Below are 15,543 nucleotides of genomic sequence, written 5' to 3' on the forward strand. Positions count from 1 at the left end.
AACTCGCCGCTCGCTACCGGGCCGGACTCCACCTCGCAGCACTCATCCTCTGGCTCCGCGAACCGAGCCAAGATCATTTGTCAGACAGGTCCTAGGACGGCGACAACGTCGGATCGACGAAGTCGGATCGGCAACGTCAGATCGGCAGCAGCCGGGAGATCAGGGTGCCCAACTGGCGGACGGTGCGGCACTCGTGCATCTCCACCAGCTCGGCGTAGGCCGGTGCGGCGGAGTCGCCCGTGCCCCACTGGGCGCGGGGCTCGGGGTTCAGCCAGTACAGGCGACGGGCCCGCCGGGCGATCTCCCGTACGGCCGCCAGGTTGGGGTCGCTCAGATTGGTGCGGGCGTCGCCGAGGACGAACACCGTGGTGCGCGGGCCGACGGCCTCGCCGTACCGCTGCGCGAACTCGCCCAGCGAGACGCCGTAGTCGCTGCTGCCGTGCCAGCCGGTCAGCCGCGCCTCGGCCTGGATGCGGACGCCGAGTCCCTCCGGGTCGGCCGCGCCGTGCCGCAGCAGGCCGGTCACCTCGTCGAGCCGGTTGACGAACGCGAACACCCGGACCTTGCTGAACTGGTCGTGCAGCGCCTGCACCAGCAACATCGTGAAGTCGGAGAACCCAGCCACCGAGCCGGAGACGTCGCACAGCAGCACCAGCTCCGGCCGCGCGGGGCGGCGCCTGCGCAGCACCGGCCGCATCGGCACGCCGCCCGTCGAGAGCGAGCCGCGCAGCGTGCGGCGCAGGTCGATCGAGCCGCGGGCGGCGCGGCGCCGGCGCGCGGCCAGCCGGGTGGCCAGCTTGCGGGCCAGCGGCTGCACGGTCCGGCGCAGTTCGGCGAGCCGGTCGCGCCCCGCGTACAGGAAGTCGACCCGGTCCGCGCTCGGCGCCACCGCCCGCCGCGCGATCTCCTCCCGTCCGCGCCGCTCGGCGACCCGGCGCCGCGCCTCCGCGCCGACCTGCCGGCGGAACTCCTCGATACGGCGCCGGATCTCGTCGTCGAGCAGCCGGTCGGCGAACCCGGCGTCACCGCCGCGCGCCCGGACGCTCGCCCGCACCCGGGCCAGCAGCGTCTGCGGACGGATCCGGTCCAGCGTCTGGTACGCCGACCAGCCGTCCGACCCCGGTGCCGCCCCGTAGCCGCCGAAGCCGTCGACCGCCTCGATGGCCAGCCGCTCCATCAGGGCCGTGTCGCCCGCGGCGAGGGCGTCGGCGAGCCGGTCGCGCAGCTCCTCGCGGTCGGCGGGCCTCCCCTCCGCAGCGCCGACGCCGCGCGGGAAGTACAGGTCGAAGACCGGGTCGAACACCGCCCGCTGCGCGCTGCCGTGCAGCAGCGTGGCGGCCAGGCCCTCGCGCAGCAGCTCGCGGTCCGCGAGGCCGAGCGCCTCGACCGCCCGCGCCGCGTCCAGGCTCTCCCCGGTGCCGACCCGGACGCCGTGCGCCCGCAGCGCGCCGACGAACCCGGTGAGCCGGTCCGCGACGCCGGCCGGCGCGGGGGCGCTCACACCGCGTCCAGGTCGAGCTTGGCCGCCGCCTTCAGCACGTCCTCCTGGTGCTTGAGCAGGACGCCCAGGCTGTCCCGGACGACGCTCTCCTCCAGGGTGCCGGCGCCGAGGGCCAGGAGCGTGCGGGCCCAGTCGATCGTCTCGGCGACCGAGGGTGCCTTCCGCAGGTCCATCGCCCGCAGGGCGCCCACGACCCGCACCACCGACGCGGCCAGCGCCTCGTCGAGGCCCGGCACCTTCAGCGTCACGATCCGCCGCTCCAGCTCCTCGTCGGGGAAGCCGATGTGCAGGAACAGGCAGCGGCGGCGCAGCGCCTCGGACAGCTCGCGGGTGGCGTTCGAGGTGAGCACCACGAAGGGGCGGCGGGTCGCGGTGACCGTGCCCAGCTCGGGGACGGTCACCTGGAAGTCGCTGAGCACCTCCAGCAGCAGCCCCTCCATCTCGACGTCGGCCTTGTCGGTCTCGTCGATGAGCAGCACTTTGGGCTCGTCGCCCCGGATCGCCGTCAGCAGCGGGCGGGTCAGCAGGAACTCCTCGCTGAAGATGTCCGTGCGTGTGTCGTCCCAGCTCTCGTCCCGGCCCGCGCTGATGCGCAGCAGCTGCTTGGCGTGGTTCCACTCGTACAGGGCGCGCGACTCGTCGACGCCCTCGTAGCACTGGAGCCGGACCAGCCGCGCCCCCGCGACCTGGGCCACGGCCTTGGCCAGCTCGGTCTTGCCGACTCCGGCGGGCCCCTCGACCAGCAGCGGCTTGCCGAGCCGGTCGGCCAGGAAGACGGTGGTGGCGACCGCCGGCGAGGCGAGGTAACCGGTCTCGGCCAGGCGGGCGGAGACTTCGTCGACGGAACTGAACAACGGGGCCTCCAGCACAGGGCGCGGGCGGAATCTGCATCCGAGCCACTATCTAAGCGCTTGTTCAGCCCCTCTGTCACGCGGTCCGCGTCACGGGCGGCCCGGGAGCCCCGCCCGCCGCCTCCGTCACGAGCACCACCTCCAGCGTGCGCGGCCCGTGCACCCCCTCCACCCGGTCCAGTTCGATGTCGCTGGTCGCCGACGGACCGGAGATCCAGGTCAGGGGGCGGGTCGGGTCCAGGCGGGCGAGCGCCTGGGGCACCGAGGAGACCACCTGGCCGGGCACCCGGACGACGCAGACGTGGTGGTCCGGGACGAGCGTGATGCGGCGGCGGCCCTGGTCGGGGGAGCCGTCGAGGACGATCGTGCCGGTCTCGGCGACGGCGACGGCGCAGCCGGTGACCACGCTGTCCACCCGGTCGAGCTCGCGGGCCGTGCTCTCCGCCCGGTCCGCGACCCGGGTGACCTCCGTCGCCGTCAGCCAGCCCTCGTCCAGCCCCGGCGGGACGACGACGGACGCCGACCCCCGGTCGTCCAGCAGGCGGGCGATCAGCGCGGGCAGCCCGGCAGCGTCGGTCCGGTGCACCACCGCCCGGTAGTCCGCCAGGTTCTCCGCCAGCAACTCCACCGTCCGCGCGGCGCCGCGCTCGCCGTGCTGCTCCCGGTAGTCCCGGGGAACGGCCTGCTCGTACGGCGTGTCGTCCGGGGGGACGTCCGCCAGCGCGCGCCGCACCCGGCCCAGGATCCGGTCCCTGCTGCTCACTTCGCGCCGTCCTTTCCGCCGCGCGTGCGCTGCCACCAGTCGCGGAAGGGTTCCGCCGGCACCGGCGGCAGGTCCCGGGTGCCGCTCCACGCCCGGCCGGGGCCCGGCAGGGTCCGCGGATGGAAGCGGCGGGAGAGGGACGCCAGGCGCTGGCCGGTGCGCAGGGCGGCCGGATGGGTGAACGCCCAGCCCGCCGCGCGCATCGCCGCGCGCTCGGCGGCATGGCCCTTGGCCGGCTTCAGTACCACCTTGTTGCCCTGCCGGGTCGCCTCCCCGCCCTCGGCGACCCGCTCCCGCAGGTGCACCAGCACCTCGGGAATGTCGATGGCGACCGGGCACACCTCGTAGCAGGCGCCGCAGAGCGAGGACGCGTACGGCAGCGAGGCGTCGATCTCGCTTGCCGTGCCCCGTAGTTGCGGGCTGAGGATCGCGCCGATCGGCCCCGGGTAGACCGAGCCGTAGGCGTGGCCCCCGGCCCGCTCGTACACCGGGCAGACGTTGAGACACGCCGAGCAGCGGATGCAGCGCAGGGCCTGCCGTCCGACCTGGTCGGCGAGCGTGTCGCTGCGGCCGTTGTCCAGCAGCACCAGGTGGAACTCCCGCGGCCCGTCGGCCGTTTCGGTGTCCGTCGTGCCCGTCCACATCGAGGTGTACGGGTTCATCCGCTCGGCCGTGGAGGAGCGGGGGAGCGTCTGCAGGAACACCTCCAGGTCGCGCCACGTCGGCACGATCTTCTCGATGCCGACCACCGAGATCAGTGTCTCGGGCAGGGTCAGGCACATCCGGCCGTTGCCCTCGGACTCCACGACCACCAGCGTGCCCGTCTCGGCGACGAGGAAGTTGGCGCCGGAGACGCCGACCCGGGAGCGCAGGAACTTCTCCCGCAGGTGCAGCCGGGCCGCCTCGGCGAGTTCGGCGGGCGTGTCCGTCAGGCCCTCGGGGGCCGGGCGCCCCCACTCCTTCATCTCGGAGCGGAAGATGTCCCGGATCTCGCCGCGGTTTCGGTGGATGGCGGGTACCAGGATGTGCGAGGGCCGGTCCTTGCCCAACTGCACGATCAGCTCGGCGAGATCGGTCTCGTAGGCCCGGATGCCCGCCGCCTCCAGCGCCTCGTTGAGCCCGATCTCCTGCGTGGCCATCGACTTGACCTTGACGACCTCCGACTCGCCGGTGGCCCTGACCAGTTCGGTGACGATCCGGTTGGCCTCGTCGGCGTCGGCGGCCCAGTGGACGGTGCCGCCCGCCGCCGTGACCGTCTCCTCCACCTGCACCAGGTAGCGGTCGAGGTGACGGAGCGTGTGGTCCTTGATCCGGCGGCCCGCCTCCCGAAGTTCCGTCCAGTCGGACAACTCCGCGACCGCCTTCGCCCGCTTGGCGCGGATGGTGTGCGTGGCGTGGCGCAGGTTGCCGCGCAGGGTCGGGTTCCGCACGGCCTCGTGTGCGGCCTCGGGGAAGGCCGGGAAGGCGGGCATGCCTACGAACGTCGCGCTCATACCGCCTGCTCCTCCGCCGTGCTCGCCAGGATCTCCGCGATGTGCACCGGCCGCACCGCCGTGCGCAGCCGGGCCATGGTCCCGCCGAGGTGCATCAGGCACGAGTTGTCGGCCGCGCACAGCACCTCCGCGCCGGTCGACTCGGCGCTGCGCACCTTGTCGGCGCCCATCGCCGCCGAGACGTCCGCGTTCTTCACCGCGAAGGTGCCGCCGAAGCCGCAGCACTCCTCGGCCCCCGGCAGTTCCACCAACTCCAGTCCCCGCACGGCCTCGAGGAGCCGCCGGGGCCGGTCGCCGAGCCCGAGGCCGCGCAGCCCGTGACAGGTCGGGTGGTAGGTCACCGTGTGCGGGTAGTACGCGCCGACGTCCGTCACCCCGAGCACGTCCACCAGGAACTCCGTGAGCTCGTACGTCTTCGGCACCACGGGCGCCAGCGTGGCCGCGAGCGCCTCCCCGCGCCCCTCGGCGCGCGCCCGTTCCCCCATCCGCGGATACAGCTCCCGCACCATCGCCCCGCACGACCCGGACGGCGTCACGATCGCGTCGTAGTCCCGGAAGACGTCGGCGAAGTGCCGGGCGAGCGGCTCGGCCTGGTGGCGGTACCCGGTGTTGTAGTGGGCCTGCCCGCAGCACGTCTGGGCCATCGGGAAGTCCACCTCGACACCCAGTCTGGTCAGCAGGGCGACCACGGCGCGCCCGGTGTCCGGATAGAGCGTGTCGTTCACGCAGGTCAGGAACAGGGCGACGCGCATCGCGGCTCCTCGTGGTCGATCATCGGACGACGGCAGCCTAATTTCCGGGGACGGCCCGGGGGAGACCCGGGTCGCGGCGTGGCGAGCCGGGCCTCGGCCGCCCGCAGGGCCGCGGTGCCGCCGCTCGGCTCGTACCGCCCGGCGGCTGCGTAGGCCACCGGCCGGCGCATGCCGGCCCGGTGGCCGAGGCGTCCGTGCGCGCCGGGCCGGCACCACGACGTGTCATGCGGAGCCGCGCATCGAGTCGCTGGTATGTGCCGACACCCTCCGAGCTGCGCCGGAGCTGCCCGATGCCGAGCAGCCAGCCAAGACCGAACGCGACGTGTACGTCCGCGGCCCGCCCGCTGTGACCGGCGCCGTCCCTCGCCGGCCCACCCGGCCTGGGGGAGGCCCCCCCTCCAGCTCGCAGGACGCCCAGCAGGCCGAGGACCGCTCAGCAATCGATCACGGCGCCCGGCCGGCTGACGGTGCCGGGCGTGCCGGAGAGTCACCCGGGAGTTTTCGCAGCGCTACCGTTCCAGAAGCGCGAGCGCACTGTTCATGCCCCCGCCGAAGGCCGCGAGCAGCACGGTCTCGCCCGCGCCGATCCTGCCTGCCCGGCATGCCTCGTCAGACGGAAGTCCCAGTTCAGAGCGGTGACGCGTGGTGCCCCCGGCAGGATTCGAACCTGCGCACACGGCTCCGGAGCCCAGGTGAGAGCGAGCGGGTATGGGCCCTCTGACCTGCGGCGGAGCTGCTCTTGGCCGACTTACCAACCAAGATCATTACGTCCTCATTACGCAGACGGGCTGTCGGCCTCGGGGCGCGCCCCGTATGGTCGTTGACATGATCTCGGGCAGCGACGGCGGGCGGGAAGGCGGCGGCGACACGGGGTTCACGGCCGAGGGTACGGCGCCCGTCCTCCGGGACGCCTGCTGCTCCGCCGGCCTCGACCCGACCGGCGCCGAGTTGCTCCGCCTCGGCTCCAACGCCGTCTACCGCTTGGCCTCGGAACCGATGATCGTCCGTATTGCTCGGGCCCCTGCCGTTCTTCCTGAGATGGAACGCGCCGTCGGCGTCGCCCGGTGGCTGGAGCAGTCTGGCTTCCCGGCCGCGCGCGTTCCGCGGGACATCACCCAACCCGTGGTCGTAGGTGGCCGGGTCGTGACCTTCTGGAAGAGCGTCCAGGAGCGGGAGGAGTACGCCACGGTAGGCGAGCTTGCAGACCTGTTAAAGCGCCTGCACTGGCTGGAGGACCCCGAATCTATGGGCCTACCGTACTTCGACCCCCACGCCAAGCTGGCCTCGTCCCTGGCGGGCCTGGACGGCATCTCAGACCGGGATCGAGAGTTCCTGGAGGGGCGGGCGGCCGAGCTGGCCAAGGAGTACGAGCGCCTGGACTTCGTCCTTCCCTTCGGGATGATCCACGGTGACGCCAACATTGGGAACGTCCTCCGTCACCGCGACGGCTACGCCGTCCTGATCGATCTCGATGGCCTCGCCCTGGCCCCGCGTGAGTGGGACCTGATCCTCACCGCGATCTACTACGAGCGGTACGGGTGGCACACCCGCGAGGAGTACGCGGAGTTCGTCCACCGATATGGCTTCGACCTGATGAACTGGCCCGGCTACGAGACCCTCGCGGACCTCCGCGAACTGATGATGGTGGCGTGGATCGGGCACCACGTGACGACGAGCGAGCGCTTCGCGGCCGAGTTCGAGAAGCGCATGTACTCCCTTCGGACCGGTGAGGGCCGGGACACGTGGGGCGCCTTCTGAACAACCTCGACCACCGCCTGCCGACTCAACGAGCGGCAGGACCGCCAGCTGCGGCTGCCACCCACAACCTGTGCTCGCCTACCTGCTCCGCGAACGTCTGGGACACCGCGCTGTTCCCTGCCGCGAGCAGATTTGCCCGGAACTCGGCCAGGTAACTCACGCATCGTGCGGACTTCAGGTTCTCCCCGAGATCCAGCGCATCCACCGCCACCCGGCAGGCCTCCTCGATGTCGTCGGCGCGTAGGTGGGTGTCGGCCAGCACCATCGTCGCGAAGAAGTCGCTCCGCACGTGGCTGCCGCTCATAGCGTTCTCCGCGTGGGCGACCGCCTGCCTGGCGCTGTTGACGTCCCTGAAACAGTGCGCTGCTTCGGCGGCCAACTCCGCCTCATCGAAGTAGGCGATCCACTCGGGCTCGTCGTCGCTGTTCCTGCCCTCCAGCGCTCGCGTCGCCGCCGCCAGAGCTGCTTCACACCCTCGGACATCCCCTGTACGGGCGAGTGCGCGAGCCTCCATCGCATGGAACTGGGCTCGGAGCGTCGGCGTCGCCACCGCCGAGATGCCCATCAGGGCGGCACGGGCGAGCGTCGCTGCCTCGGTGTACCGGCCGAGGAAGGTGGCCTGGTGGCTCATCGCCGACAGAATGCTTCCGGCTAGGCGTCGGTCGTTGGCGTCCTGGGCCAGCCGGAGGGCTTGAAGGAAGTAGCGCTGGGCGAGTCCGTGATGGCAGGCGTCGTACGACATCCAGCCGGCGAGAAGGGTCGCCTCCGCCACGGTGGAGTAGAGAGCCCTCCCCACGGCGTCGCTGTAGCCGCCGCGCAGCAGCGGAACCACCTCGGCACTGAGGTACTGGATAACGGACCGCCGGGCGTGGTCGCCGCCGAACTGGTCGTCGAGCCTGGCGAACATGTCGGCCGTGGTCTTCACCGTTGCCACGGCTCCGAGCCCCACACGCAGCCCCGCCGGGCGACCGGATCGGGGCGCTGGCTCCGGTGCCACCAACCACCGCAAGGACGCTTCGTTCCACGCCGGCTCGGACGCCTCGGACTGCAACAACGGCTCGTAGCGGTTCAGGTCGGCGCTCCATAGCCGGTCAACCGTGTTGATCGCCGCGTCAGGGCTGTCGGGATAGCTGGCGTCCAGAAGTGCAGCGTCCTCTCTGCCGTCGTGTTCCAGCCCCAGCTCATGTGGGCTGGCGCCGTATGCGTCCCCGAGCAGAGCGCCGTAGAACCCGTCCGGCACGCTGTGCCCGTTCTCCCAGCTGGCGATGCGCCGCTTGACGCTGTCGTCGGCGGGGAGCTGGTGACCGCGCTTGGCTCCGGCCTTGCGCAGTTCACGTACCAATCGCAGCTGGCTCCAGCCGCGTTCGGTTCGGGACTGGCGTAAACGCTCGCTGACGGGGTCCATAGGAGACGGCCTTTCCCTCCTCGTGGCAGTGCAAAGGGGGTGGTGCGTGGTCCTTGACCATCACGAACGTACGCGATTGACAACCCCGTTGGCAGCGGCGAACGGGATTTGTCGCCACCACTTCGGGACGACTGAGGGTGACGGGCCTCCGCGCCACACGTCATCCCCCGTCACCTGTCGTCATCTGCCCTGGTCAATGCCAGTCCCGCGACTCTGAATCCACTGCGGCGCAGGCGCCGTGGGGTAGCCGACCGGAGGTGGGAAGAAGACGTGCAAACGATGACCAGGAGAGGCATCGAGTGGCTGTCGGCAGCGGCGGACGACCCGGTGATGTGCCGGGCGCTCTGGGCGGACGACCCGCGTAGCCCGTCGATGATTCCCGCCGGCCGCCTCTTCGACGTGGTGTCGGTGGAACAGCAGCTCGGCCTGGAGACGTTCGATCAAGTGTGCCGCCAGGAGCTGCCGTGCGGCCCGGTCATGGTCGATCACCGGGCCCGCAGGGTCGGCTTCTTCCTCAGCTCCAACAGCTGCGACTGGTTCACCTACTTCCTCAGGCGCGAGACCAGCGAGCCGCCGGAGTACCGCTACCTCGGTCTCAAATCCGTTGTGGTGGTTCCGGGCCCCATGCCTCTGAGCGGCGACCGCTACGAATGGCTCCGCGCCCCGGTACGGCGACCAGAGGCCAATCCGCTCCGTCCGATCGCCCTCGCAACAGTGCTTGTCGCTGCCGCCGAGCTACTGGCACGCGTCGACCGCTACGGCGACCGGTTCAGCTCCGCCGCTGACGCCATGGCGGCCTACCCGGAGGAGTCGACTTCCGGTGCATGAGGAATCTTGCGGCCGCCTTGACACAGCGCGATGGTCCCCGCTGGACAGCGACGGCTGGTACGCCGCTCGCGATGCGACCACGGCCCTCCGCGACGCCTTGATCAGCGCGGGCATGGAGCTTGATTTCCCGTACCTGCGCGCCGACCTGAACGCCTTCGGCCACGGCTTGGTCGAACTGGGCCGTGTCTCACCAGCGACTGCCGAGCACCTGGCCGAACTGCTGCGCCTTGCCCTGGCGAACGCTGCTGAGCCTCGCCCCGACACCGAGACTGACCATGAACCGGGGGAGTGAACACATGACAGACCGACGCGGAGTCATCGCCCCACGCGCCGAAAACCTGACGGCTGGCGTGAGCTACGTCCGAGGCTGGGGCGAGGCTCGACGCGGTGCCGACCGCCTCGCGGAGCAACTCGCTGCCTTGGGGCTGGAGGCAGACTTCCCGGGGCTCACAGCGGACGTGAGTGTGCGCGGTGACGGCCTGGTCCGCCTCGGCACGGTGCGACCTGAAGCGGCCTTGCTCCTGGCACGGCTCATCCAGGCTGGCTTGGAAGCGAGGGATTGCGAAGCGCGCTCTTCGGTGACTCCGTTGCGTTGAACAGAGAGGCGCCCCTCCCTAACGAGGACCGATCAGGTGGCCTGCTGTTCGGCTGGGACCGGCGCCCTAGCGCCGCAGCCCGGACGGTCAGCAGGCCACCTCCTTGCGCCATCAGCTGGGGAAGCTGTGGTCGTTTGCGGATGGTTCAGGCGCGGACGTGCGCGAACGGTCGGATGGTGGACCCGTCGGGCTGGGCTGCTTTCACCGTGGTTCCCCGCTGTTCCCCCGCTCGATCTGGTGCGTTTGTGGTGCGGCCCGCGCGACAGTCGGCAGCCTCCCGCTGTCAGATGCGAGTGCCATGATGGCCGGCATGGACGAGGACGTGTTTTGGGCGCTGATTGAGGAATTCCGGCCGGCCGGGCCTGACCCCGATGCCGATGGCCTCGCGGCGGCCCTTACCACTCGGCTTGCGGCGGGGCCGGTGTCCTTGATCGCCGACTTCGCCGAGCAGTTGGCCTGGGCGCTGTACCGATTGGACCTCCAGGAGTACGGCCGCGGCCTCTCCGGCGACGCGTTCCTCTACACGCGTGCGGCCGTCGTCGCCGATGGTCGCGAAACCTACCGACGGGTCCTCCGCGATCCCGCGCGCTTCACGACGTATGCCGCGGGCCTGATGTGGGCCGAGTCTCTGCTCTATGTGCCAGACCGGGCATACAAGGCCCTCACTGGGCAGGAGTGGGATCGCGACACCCGCTACTCGTACGAGTCCTATTCGAACCGGGCCGGCTGGGGGCGACAGGCCATGACCGACGACGAGCTTGTCGAGGCCGTCCGTGCCCGCGTCGCCGACCGTGACCTGCCCCCGCCGGTAACGCTGGAGGACGTCGCGGCGGTCGAACGCGCGGTCGGCCGCCCGATGCCGCAGTTGCTGCGGCGTCTCTACCTCGAAGTCGCCAACGGCGGCTTCGGAGTCTGGGAATGCCTCTCGCTCACGGACACCGGCAATTGGTTCAGCGAGGAGCGGGACCTGATCGAGGCCCACCGGCTCTTCTCGGCGAAGGACGACTCCGGCTTCCCCGCAACGCCCGAGGGGGTCGTCCCGCTCATGGACCGCGGCTGCTGCATGTGGACCATGATTGACTTCAGCACTCCCGAGGGCCGCGTCTGGGACTGGGATGCCAATGACTGCTGCGTCCTGGTGCCGACCACCTTGACTCTCGCCCGGTGGCTCACGGGCTGGCTGGAGGGCTGGATAGTCCCAGGGCCGTACTCCCCGTTCCGCATACACGCTGACGGCTGCCCTGACCGGCAACCGTCAGTTTCTTCGTAGCGGGCTCGGCCAAGCACCATCCCGTCATCGACGTGCTGGGGCTCTCAGACACCACCGCTGTTCAGGGCGTTGCGGACGCGACGTCGGATAGGGCTCGCCCTCAGGTCGTCCAGGGGAGCCATGACCACCGCTTTAGGAGAGAGGCTGGGTGATCTGCGGGCTGAGCTGCAGCTTCGCCTGCCGAGGCGGCGGGCGGCTACTCGACCGCAGGGCACCGGTGTTGACCGTGGCTGACCCCTGTATCTGGCACGGTTGTGGCACGAACCTCAGCCAACGACAGTCAGCCACGACGGCGGATGCGCCAATGGGCCAGGCGCGCGTGCCTCGCTGTACCCCCGCCGGCCTCCGCCATGCTGCCAGTGCCGTCGACCAGAGCAAGCTACGACGGCCGGCGCGTGCTGACGTGCCTGACCTCAGCTTGGGAAGCTGCGAGCACTTGCGGCTGGGTTCAGCGCTGACCTGCGCGAATGCCCGACTGGTGCCGATTCGGGTTCGGCCGCTTTCACCATGTTCCCCGCTGTTCCCCGCTCGATCTGGTGCAGTAGTGGTGCGGCGGCTCTCACGGGCAGACGACACAGCAGTAGCAGTCATTCCCTGATCGCCTTTGGCCTACCGTGCACTCGTCAGAATGGTGCGCGTAGCCGTCGGATTGCTTTGAAGGACAGCACGGTGAAGACGGCTGCGAATGGCCAGGCAGAGATTGCCATCCAGAAGGATACGCCGGGTTGATGACCACCTACTCGACCACTCCACACGAAAGGTAAGACGGCCAGGAGTGAAATAATGGATATTCCAGGGAAAAGTAGGTAGTACGGGTGTGTCATTTTTTGCACTTCGCTGGCTGGTTTCTGATGAATCAGCCACGACTCCCAGCCTAAACCACCAGGAACCTTAGGGTTCAGTTCCTCATCCTATGCCCTCCACTGTACGGAAGAGCGACGCCAGGGTCTCGCTTGATGTGTACGCAATAAAGGGGATAACTAAAAGGACTGGCCATCGAGATTTCCCGGATAATGCCACGGATAGCGCGACACTAACGGCGGTCATGTGAAGGGCCAGTACTTGATGCTGCAAGCCAATTCTGGTATTTATCTCGCTTCTGAGTGCGGAATATTCCGCCAGGTGACTTGCCCACGCTTCCTGATCTGCCTGAACCACTACAGCTCCTCACAAGCGTTCTGTTGATGCCATCCGTGGCAGATGACGCAAGCTAGCGAGTGACGACGGGGCGCGTCACGGGCGCACGTGTGCACGGCTGCCGAAATGCGCCCCGCCTGCCTCAGAGCGTGACTAGCTTGACGGCCGAGCAGTGCACGCTTTCCAACTGTGTTGATGGTCTCAGGAGCCTCGGATGGGGCCGTTCACCTGGGTTCATGGGCAGTCGACCGTCGGGGCTGGGAGCGCTGCGGGTCTCGCCTGCACGGCCGTGAACGGCGCTGAATGAGACGGAAACTGAGACGGACGGCGGGGCCGGGCTCGCTAGCATTTCTGCTGTTGAAGGGGGATCCATGGCACTGGTCCGCAAAGGATCACGACGGATCGTTGTCGAAGGCACGGCTTACCGTTGGCGGCTACGAGGCCGACCGACGTACTTCCAGGGGGTGGCCTGGTCGCCATGCACGTTTGCGGTCGAACACGCGGACACGCCGGGCATGACGCTCGTGGTCACCACCGACCAGCCGCATCCGAGCAACTGGATAGGGCGCGAGGCTGAGCCTGTACTGCCGTCCGGTGTTGCCGCGGCTGTTCGGCTTGCCCTGCGTGCGGGTTGGACACCGACGGCACCAGGCTCAGCGTTCTACCTCGACCAGTCCGCCGGCTTCACGCCCTCATCCTGAGCGGTGCAGAGAGTGATCACCGCTTTAGGAGTTCGATCCGCGTCCGCGGTAGCTGCTGCCGTCGACTGGTGCGACGGCCGGACAGAGACGCTGGTGTATGCCCCTGTCCGGCGTCGTTGATGTCAACGGTGGATGTCAGAAGCCTTCTGATCCGTAGCCCTAGCCGGATCGGTCAGTGAGGCCCATACCGGCCGCGCCGAGGCCATGGAAGACATTGGTAAGACACGGTATAAGAGGTCGTTTCTCCCGTGAGGGGTGCTTTCTCCTGTGTTTCTCGAGGCGGGGCCGTCGCCTCGGTGCGACTGGCGGGGTTGGTCGTTGGAGGTCGTCAGCGGCCGCTGCCGGCACCCCCGATCGGCTCGCTCCGTGGTTTACGAGGCGCCCGACCAGGCAAACCGGCCAGGCGTGACTTGAACACGACCTGCTCCAGCCTGCCCGCCGGGGGCACGCTGTCGACCGCGAAGGAGACCACACAGGTGAGCAAAGGGCTTTTCGACCCGCGGCGGGCCGCAGCGAGCCCCCGCCATGCCGAGATCTACGGCCGCTACCAGATCATCTACACCACCGTCGAGTTCGCCGCGGCGGTCGCTTTCGTCATTGGCAGCGCCTTCTTCTTCTCCGACTCGATGGCACTGCCGGCGGACTGGCTGTTCCTCGTCGGGTCGATGCTGTTCGCGGTCCGACCCACCGTGAGCGTGCTACGCGAGTCCCATCTGGCCCGGCTCCCGCTGCCCGGGGACGACCAACGCGCCCAGCAGACCGCGGGCTCCGGCGCAAATCGACATGGCTGAGCCGAGCGGAAACGCCTGCGGCACCTCCACGGATCGGTACTCCTGGACGCGGCAGAGAACGTCAAGTGCCCTCATCGGCTACCGCCGGCTCACCAACTGAAACGACGTCTTAGGAGAGAGGCCGGGTGATGTACGGGCTGAGCTGCGGCTTCGCCGGCCGAGGAAGCGGGCGGCTACTCGACCGCGGGGCACCGGTGTTCACCGTGGCTGACCTCTGCATCTGGCACGGTTGTGGCACGAACCTCAGCCGACGACAGTCAGCCACGAGGGCGGGCGCGCCGACCGAGGAGGCGCGCGTGTGCCTCGTTGCACCCCCACCAGCCTCAGCCACGCTGCTTGTCGTCGACGGGAGCAGGTCGCGCCGGCCGGGCCGCGGGAAGAACAGGGCTGATCGTCCCGCAAACCCTCAGCTTGGGAAGCTCGGGTTTTTGGCGGCAGTTTGCTGGGCCGACCTGCGGCGAAGCAGTGTTGGAGCCGTGGCCCCGTCCGAGGCAAGTCACCGCTGTTCCCCGTGGTTCCCCGCAGGATCTGGCACGCATCTGGCACGTCCGACCAGTCCGGGCTGAGAGTCTGAGCCCGTGACTGATGATGAGGTTGTCGAGGCGTTGCGTATCGCAGCTCGGGCGGGGACTTTGCCCCCGCCCGCAACACCGGAGGCTGTCGCTGCGGCGGAAGAAGTCGTCGGGTTCCCGTTGCCTCCTCTCCTGCGGCGCTTGTACGTCGAGGTCGCCAACGGCGGATTCGGCCCGAATGAAGGCATCCTGGGGGTGCGCGGTGGGGCCGCGCAGGGCAACTTTGCGGACATCGCCGAGCTGTACCAGGACGGCCCGGACCCGTCCGGCCGCATCCCGGCCGGCCTGGTGCTGATCTACGACTGGGGCTGCACTATCTGGTCGCTGGTCGACTTCCGCGATCCTGCGGGCGTCATGTGGTGCAACCACGAAGGCGAGTGCTGGTCCCAAGGCGTGAACCTCGCGGAATGGCTGATGGGCACGCTGGCAGGAACCTTGACGGAGGAAACACTGCTGGAGAGCCAGCCCACTTCGTAGACCAGCTACCCCACTGCCCGGAGCCAGTACTTCTCCTTCGCGGTTACGGGACTAGAACCCAGGACCTCTTCGTTCCGAAGCAACTTGGGTGTGCGCTCTGCCTTGGGCTGCTGCACCTCTCACCCTGCACTGATTATCCGCAGGCGTCCGTTCTCGTCCGCCGTCGTCTGCTGGCGTTGTCACGCAGTTAGACACTCACCGATGCCACGTCCCGGTGGAGCTTGCAGCAGGGCAGCATCTGAACCGTGCTTTAGAGCGCCCGGCAATAGCGGTCACTTCAAGCGCTTGGTGGTGGGGCGGCCGTCCCAGCGGTAGCGCGGGGTCGCGCGGCGGATGAGCATACGCAGTGTGACGATCGCGGCGGACAGGTAGAGGTAGAAATCCACGACGCGGCTGCGCTTCTCGGTGCAGCGCCGCAGCTTGCCGAAGCCGTTCATCCATGCGTGGCTCCGTTCCACCACCCACCTCCTGCCGGCCTGGATCGGGGCGGGGACGCCCTTGCGGGCGATCTCGCCGGTGAAGCCCAACTCCCGGAGGGCACAACGGGTCTTGCCGCTGTCGTAGCCGCGGTCCAGGTTCACGTTGATTTGGTCGGGAAGCCCGCCGACCTGCTCGTCGGCGGCCTTGAGGGTGGGCACGAGCAGCGGG

The 15,543-nt window shown here is 69.4% G+C and carries 13 protein-coding genes; 6 read left to right on the plus strand and 7 right to left on the minus strand.

Features of this window, described 5'->3' with window-relative positions; translation table 11 throughout:
• Window positions 1–136: 136 nt before the first annotated feature.
• The 5 genes from ACF1A5_RS33345 to ACF1A5_RS33365 form a co-directional block, all read right to left on the minus strand.
• Window positions 137–1,501 (minus strand): VWA domain-containing protein, encoded by a 1,365-nt coding sequence (locus tag ACF1A5_RS33345; RefSeq protein WP_392196590.1) that lies wholly within the window; start codon window positions 1,499–1,501, stop codon window positions 137–139.
• Complete coding sequence (locus tag ACF1A5_RS33350; protein ID WP_392196591.1) at window positions 1,498–2,355, minus strand: AAA family ATPase; 858 nt, start codon at window positions 2,353–2,355, stop codon at window positions 1,498–1,500. The genes ACF1A5_RS33345 and ACF1A5_RS33350 overlap by 4 nt, the downstream gene beginning before the upstream one ends.
• A gap of 73 nt (window positions 2,356–2,428) precedes the next feature.
• On the minus strand, window positions 2,429–3,115 hold the full coding sequence (locus ACF1A5_RS33355) for a lactate utilization protein C (RefSeq protein ID WP_392196592.1): 687 nt from the start codon (window positions 3,113–3,115) through the stop codon (window positions 2,429–2,431).
• On the minus strand, window positions 3,112–4,608 hold the full coding sequence (locus ACF1A5_RS33360) for a LutB/LldF family L-lactate oxidation iron-sulfur protein (protein WP_392196593.1): 1,497 nt from the start codon (window positions 4,606–4,608) through the stop codon (window positions 3,112–3,114). The genes ACF1A5_RS33355 and ACF1A5_RS33360 overlap by 4 nt, the downstream gene beginning before the upstream one ends.
• The gene (locus ACF1A5_RS33365) at window positions 4,605–5,360 is read right to left on the minus strand and encodes a (Fe-S)-binding protein (protein ID WP_392196594.1); all 756 of its coding nucleotides are present in this window, start codon (window positions 5,358–5,360) and stop codon (window positions 4,605–4,607) included. The genes ACF1A5_RS33360 and ACF1A5_RS33365 overlap by 4 nt, the downstream gene beginning before the upstream one ends.
• 825 nt (window positions 5,361–6,185) lie before the next feature.
• Here ACF1A5_RS33365 and ACF1A5_RS33370 point away from each other — a divergent pair.
• Window positions 6,186–7,118 (plus strand): phosphotransferase enzyme family protein, encoded by a 933-nt coding sequence (locus tag ACF1A5_RS33370; RefSeq protein WP_392196595.1) that lies wholly within the window; start codon window positions 6,186–6,188, stop codon window positions 7,116–7,118.
• Window positions 7,119–7,143: 25 nt separating this feature from the next.
• Here ACF1A5_RS33370 and ACF1A5_RS33375 read toward each other — a convergent pair whose 3' ends face one another.
• On the minus strand, window positions 7,144–8,523 hold the full coding sequence (locus tag ACF1A5_RS33375) for a hypothetical protein (RefSeq protein WP_392196596.1): 1,380 nt from the start codon (window positions 8,521–8,523) through the stop codon (window positions 7,144–7,146).
• Between the two features lie 279 nt (window positions 8,524–8,802).
• Here ACF1A5_RS33375 and ACF1A5_RS33380 point away from each other — a divergent pair, with 279 nt between their 5' ends.
• From ACF1A5_RS33380 to ACF1A5_RS33400, 5 genes are all read left to right on the plus strand, one after another.
• A complete protein-coding gene (locus ACF1A5_RS33380; RefSeq protein ID WP_392196597.1) occupies window positions 8,803–9,351 on the plus strand; it encodes a bifunctional DNA primase/polymerase in 549 nt (182 codons plus the stop codon).
• Entirely contained in the window at window positions 9,344–9,643 is a 300-nt protein-coding gene (locus ACF1A5_RS33385; protein WP_392196598.1) for a hypothetical protein, read from the plus strand. Before ACF1A5_RS33380 ends, ACF1A5_RS33385 begins: the two co-directional genes overlap by 8 nt.
• 614 nt (window positions 9,644–10,257) lie before the next feature.
• Window positions 10,258–11,217 (plus strand): DUF4240 domain-containing protein, encoded by a 960-nt coding sequence (locus ACF1A5_RS33390; RefSeq protein ID WP_392196599.1) that lies wholly within the window; start codon window positions 10,258–10,260, stop codon window positions 11,215–11,217.
• Between the two features lie 2,314 nt (window positions 11,218–13,531).
• Window positions 13,532–13,846: a YrhK family protein gene (locus tag ACF1A5_RS33395; RefSeq protein WP_392196600.1), complete on the plus strand. Its 315-nt coding sequence runs from the start codon at window positions 13,532–13,534 to the stop codon at window positions 13,844–13,846.
• A gap of 578 nt (window positions 13,847–14,424) precedes the next feature.
• The gene (locus tag ACF1A5_RS33400; RefSeq protein ID WP_392196601.1) at window positions 14,425–14,895 is read left to right on the plus strand and encodes an SMI1/KNR4 family protein; all 471 of its coding nucleotides are present in this window, start codon (window positions 14,425–14,427) and stop codon (window positions 14,893–14,895) included.
• A gap of 272 nt (window positions 14,896–15,167) precedes the next feature.
• Here the strand turns inward: ACF1A5_RS33400 and ACF1A5_RS33405 are convergent.
• The coding region (locus ACF1A5_RS33405; RefSeq protein WP_392196602.1) for a transposase at window positions 15,168–15,543 on the minus strand (376 nt) is incomplete at its 5' end.

This window comes from Streptomyces sp. NPDC014864 (genome assembly GCF_043081525.1).
In the GTDB taxonomy this organism is placed as follows: Bacteria; Actinomycetota; Actinomycetes; order Streptomycetales; family Streptomycetaceae; genus Streptomyces.

Excerpts from the sequence above, each read along its gene's own strand:
- ACF1A5_RS33375 (WP_392196596.1), bottom strand. The coding sequence starts at position 8,523 with ATGGACCCCGTCAGCGAGCGTTTACGCCAGTCCCGAACCGAACGCGGC.
- ACF1A5_RS33365 (WP_392196594.1), bottom strand. The coding sequence starts at position 5,360 with ATGCGCGTCGCCCTGTTCCTGACCTGCGTGAACGACACGCTCTATCCG.
- ACF1A5_RS33380 (WP_392196597.1), top strand. The coding sequence starts at position 8,803 with ATGACCAGGAGAGGCATCGAGTGGCTGTCGGCAGCGGCGGACGACCCG.
- ACF1A5_RS33370 (WP_392196595.1), top strand. The coding sequence starts at position 6,186 with ATGATCTCGGGCAGCGACGGCGGGCGGGAAGGCGGCGGCGACACGGGG.
- ACF1A5_RS33390 (WP_392196599.1), top strand. The coding sequence starts at position 10,258 with ATGGACGAGGACGTGTTTTGGGCGCTGATTGAGGAATTCCGGCCGGCC.
- ACF1A5_RS33360 (WP_392196593.1), bottom strand. The coding sequence starts at position 4,608 with ATGAGCGCGACGTTCGTAGGCATGCCCGCCTTCCCGGCCTTCCCCGAG.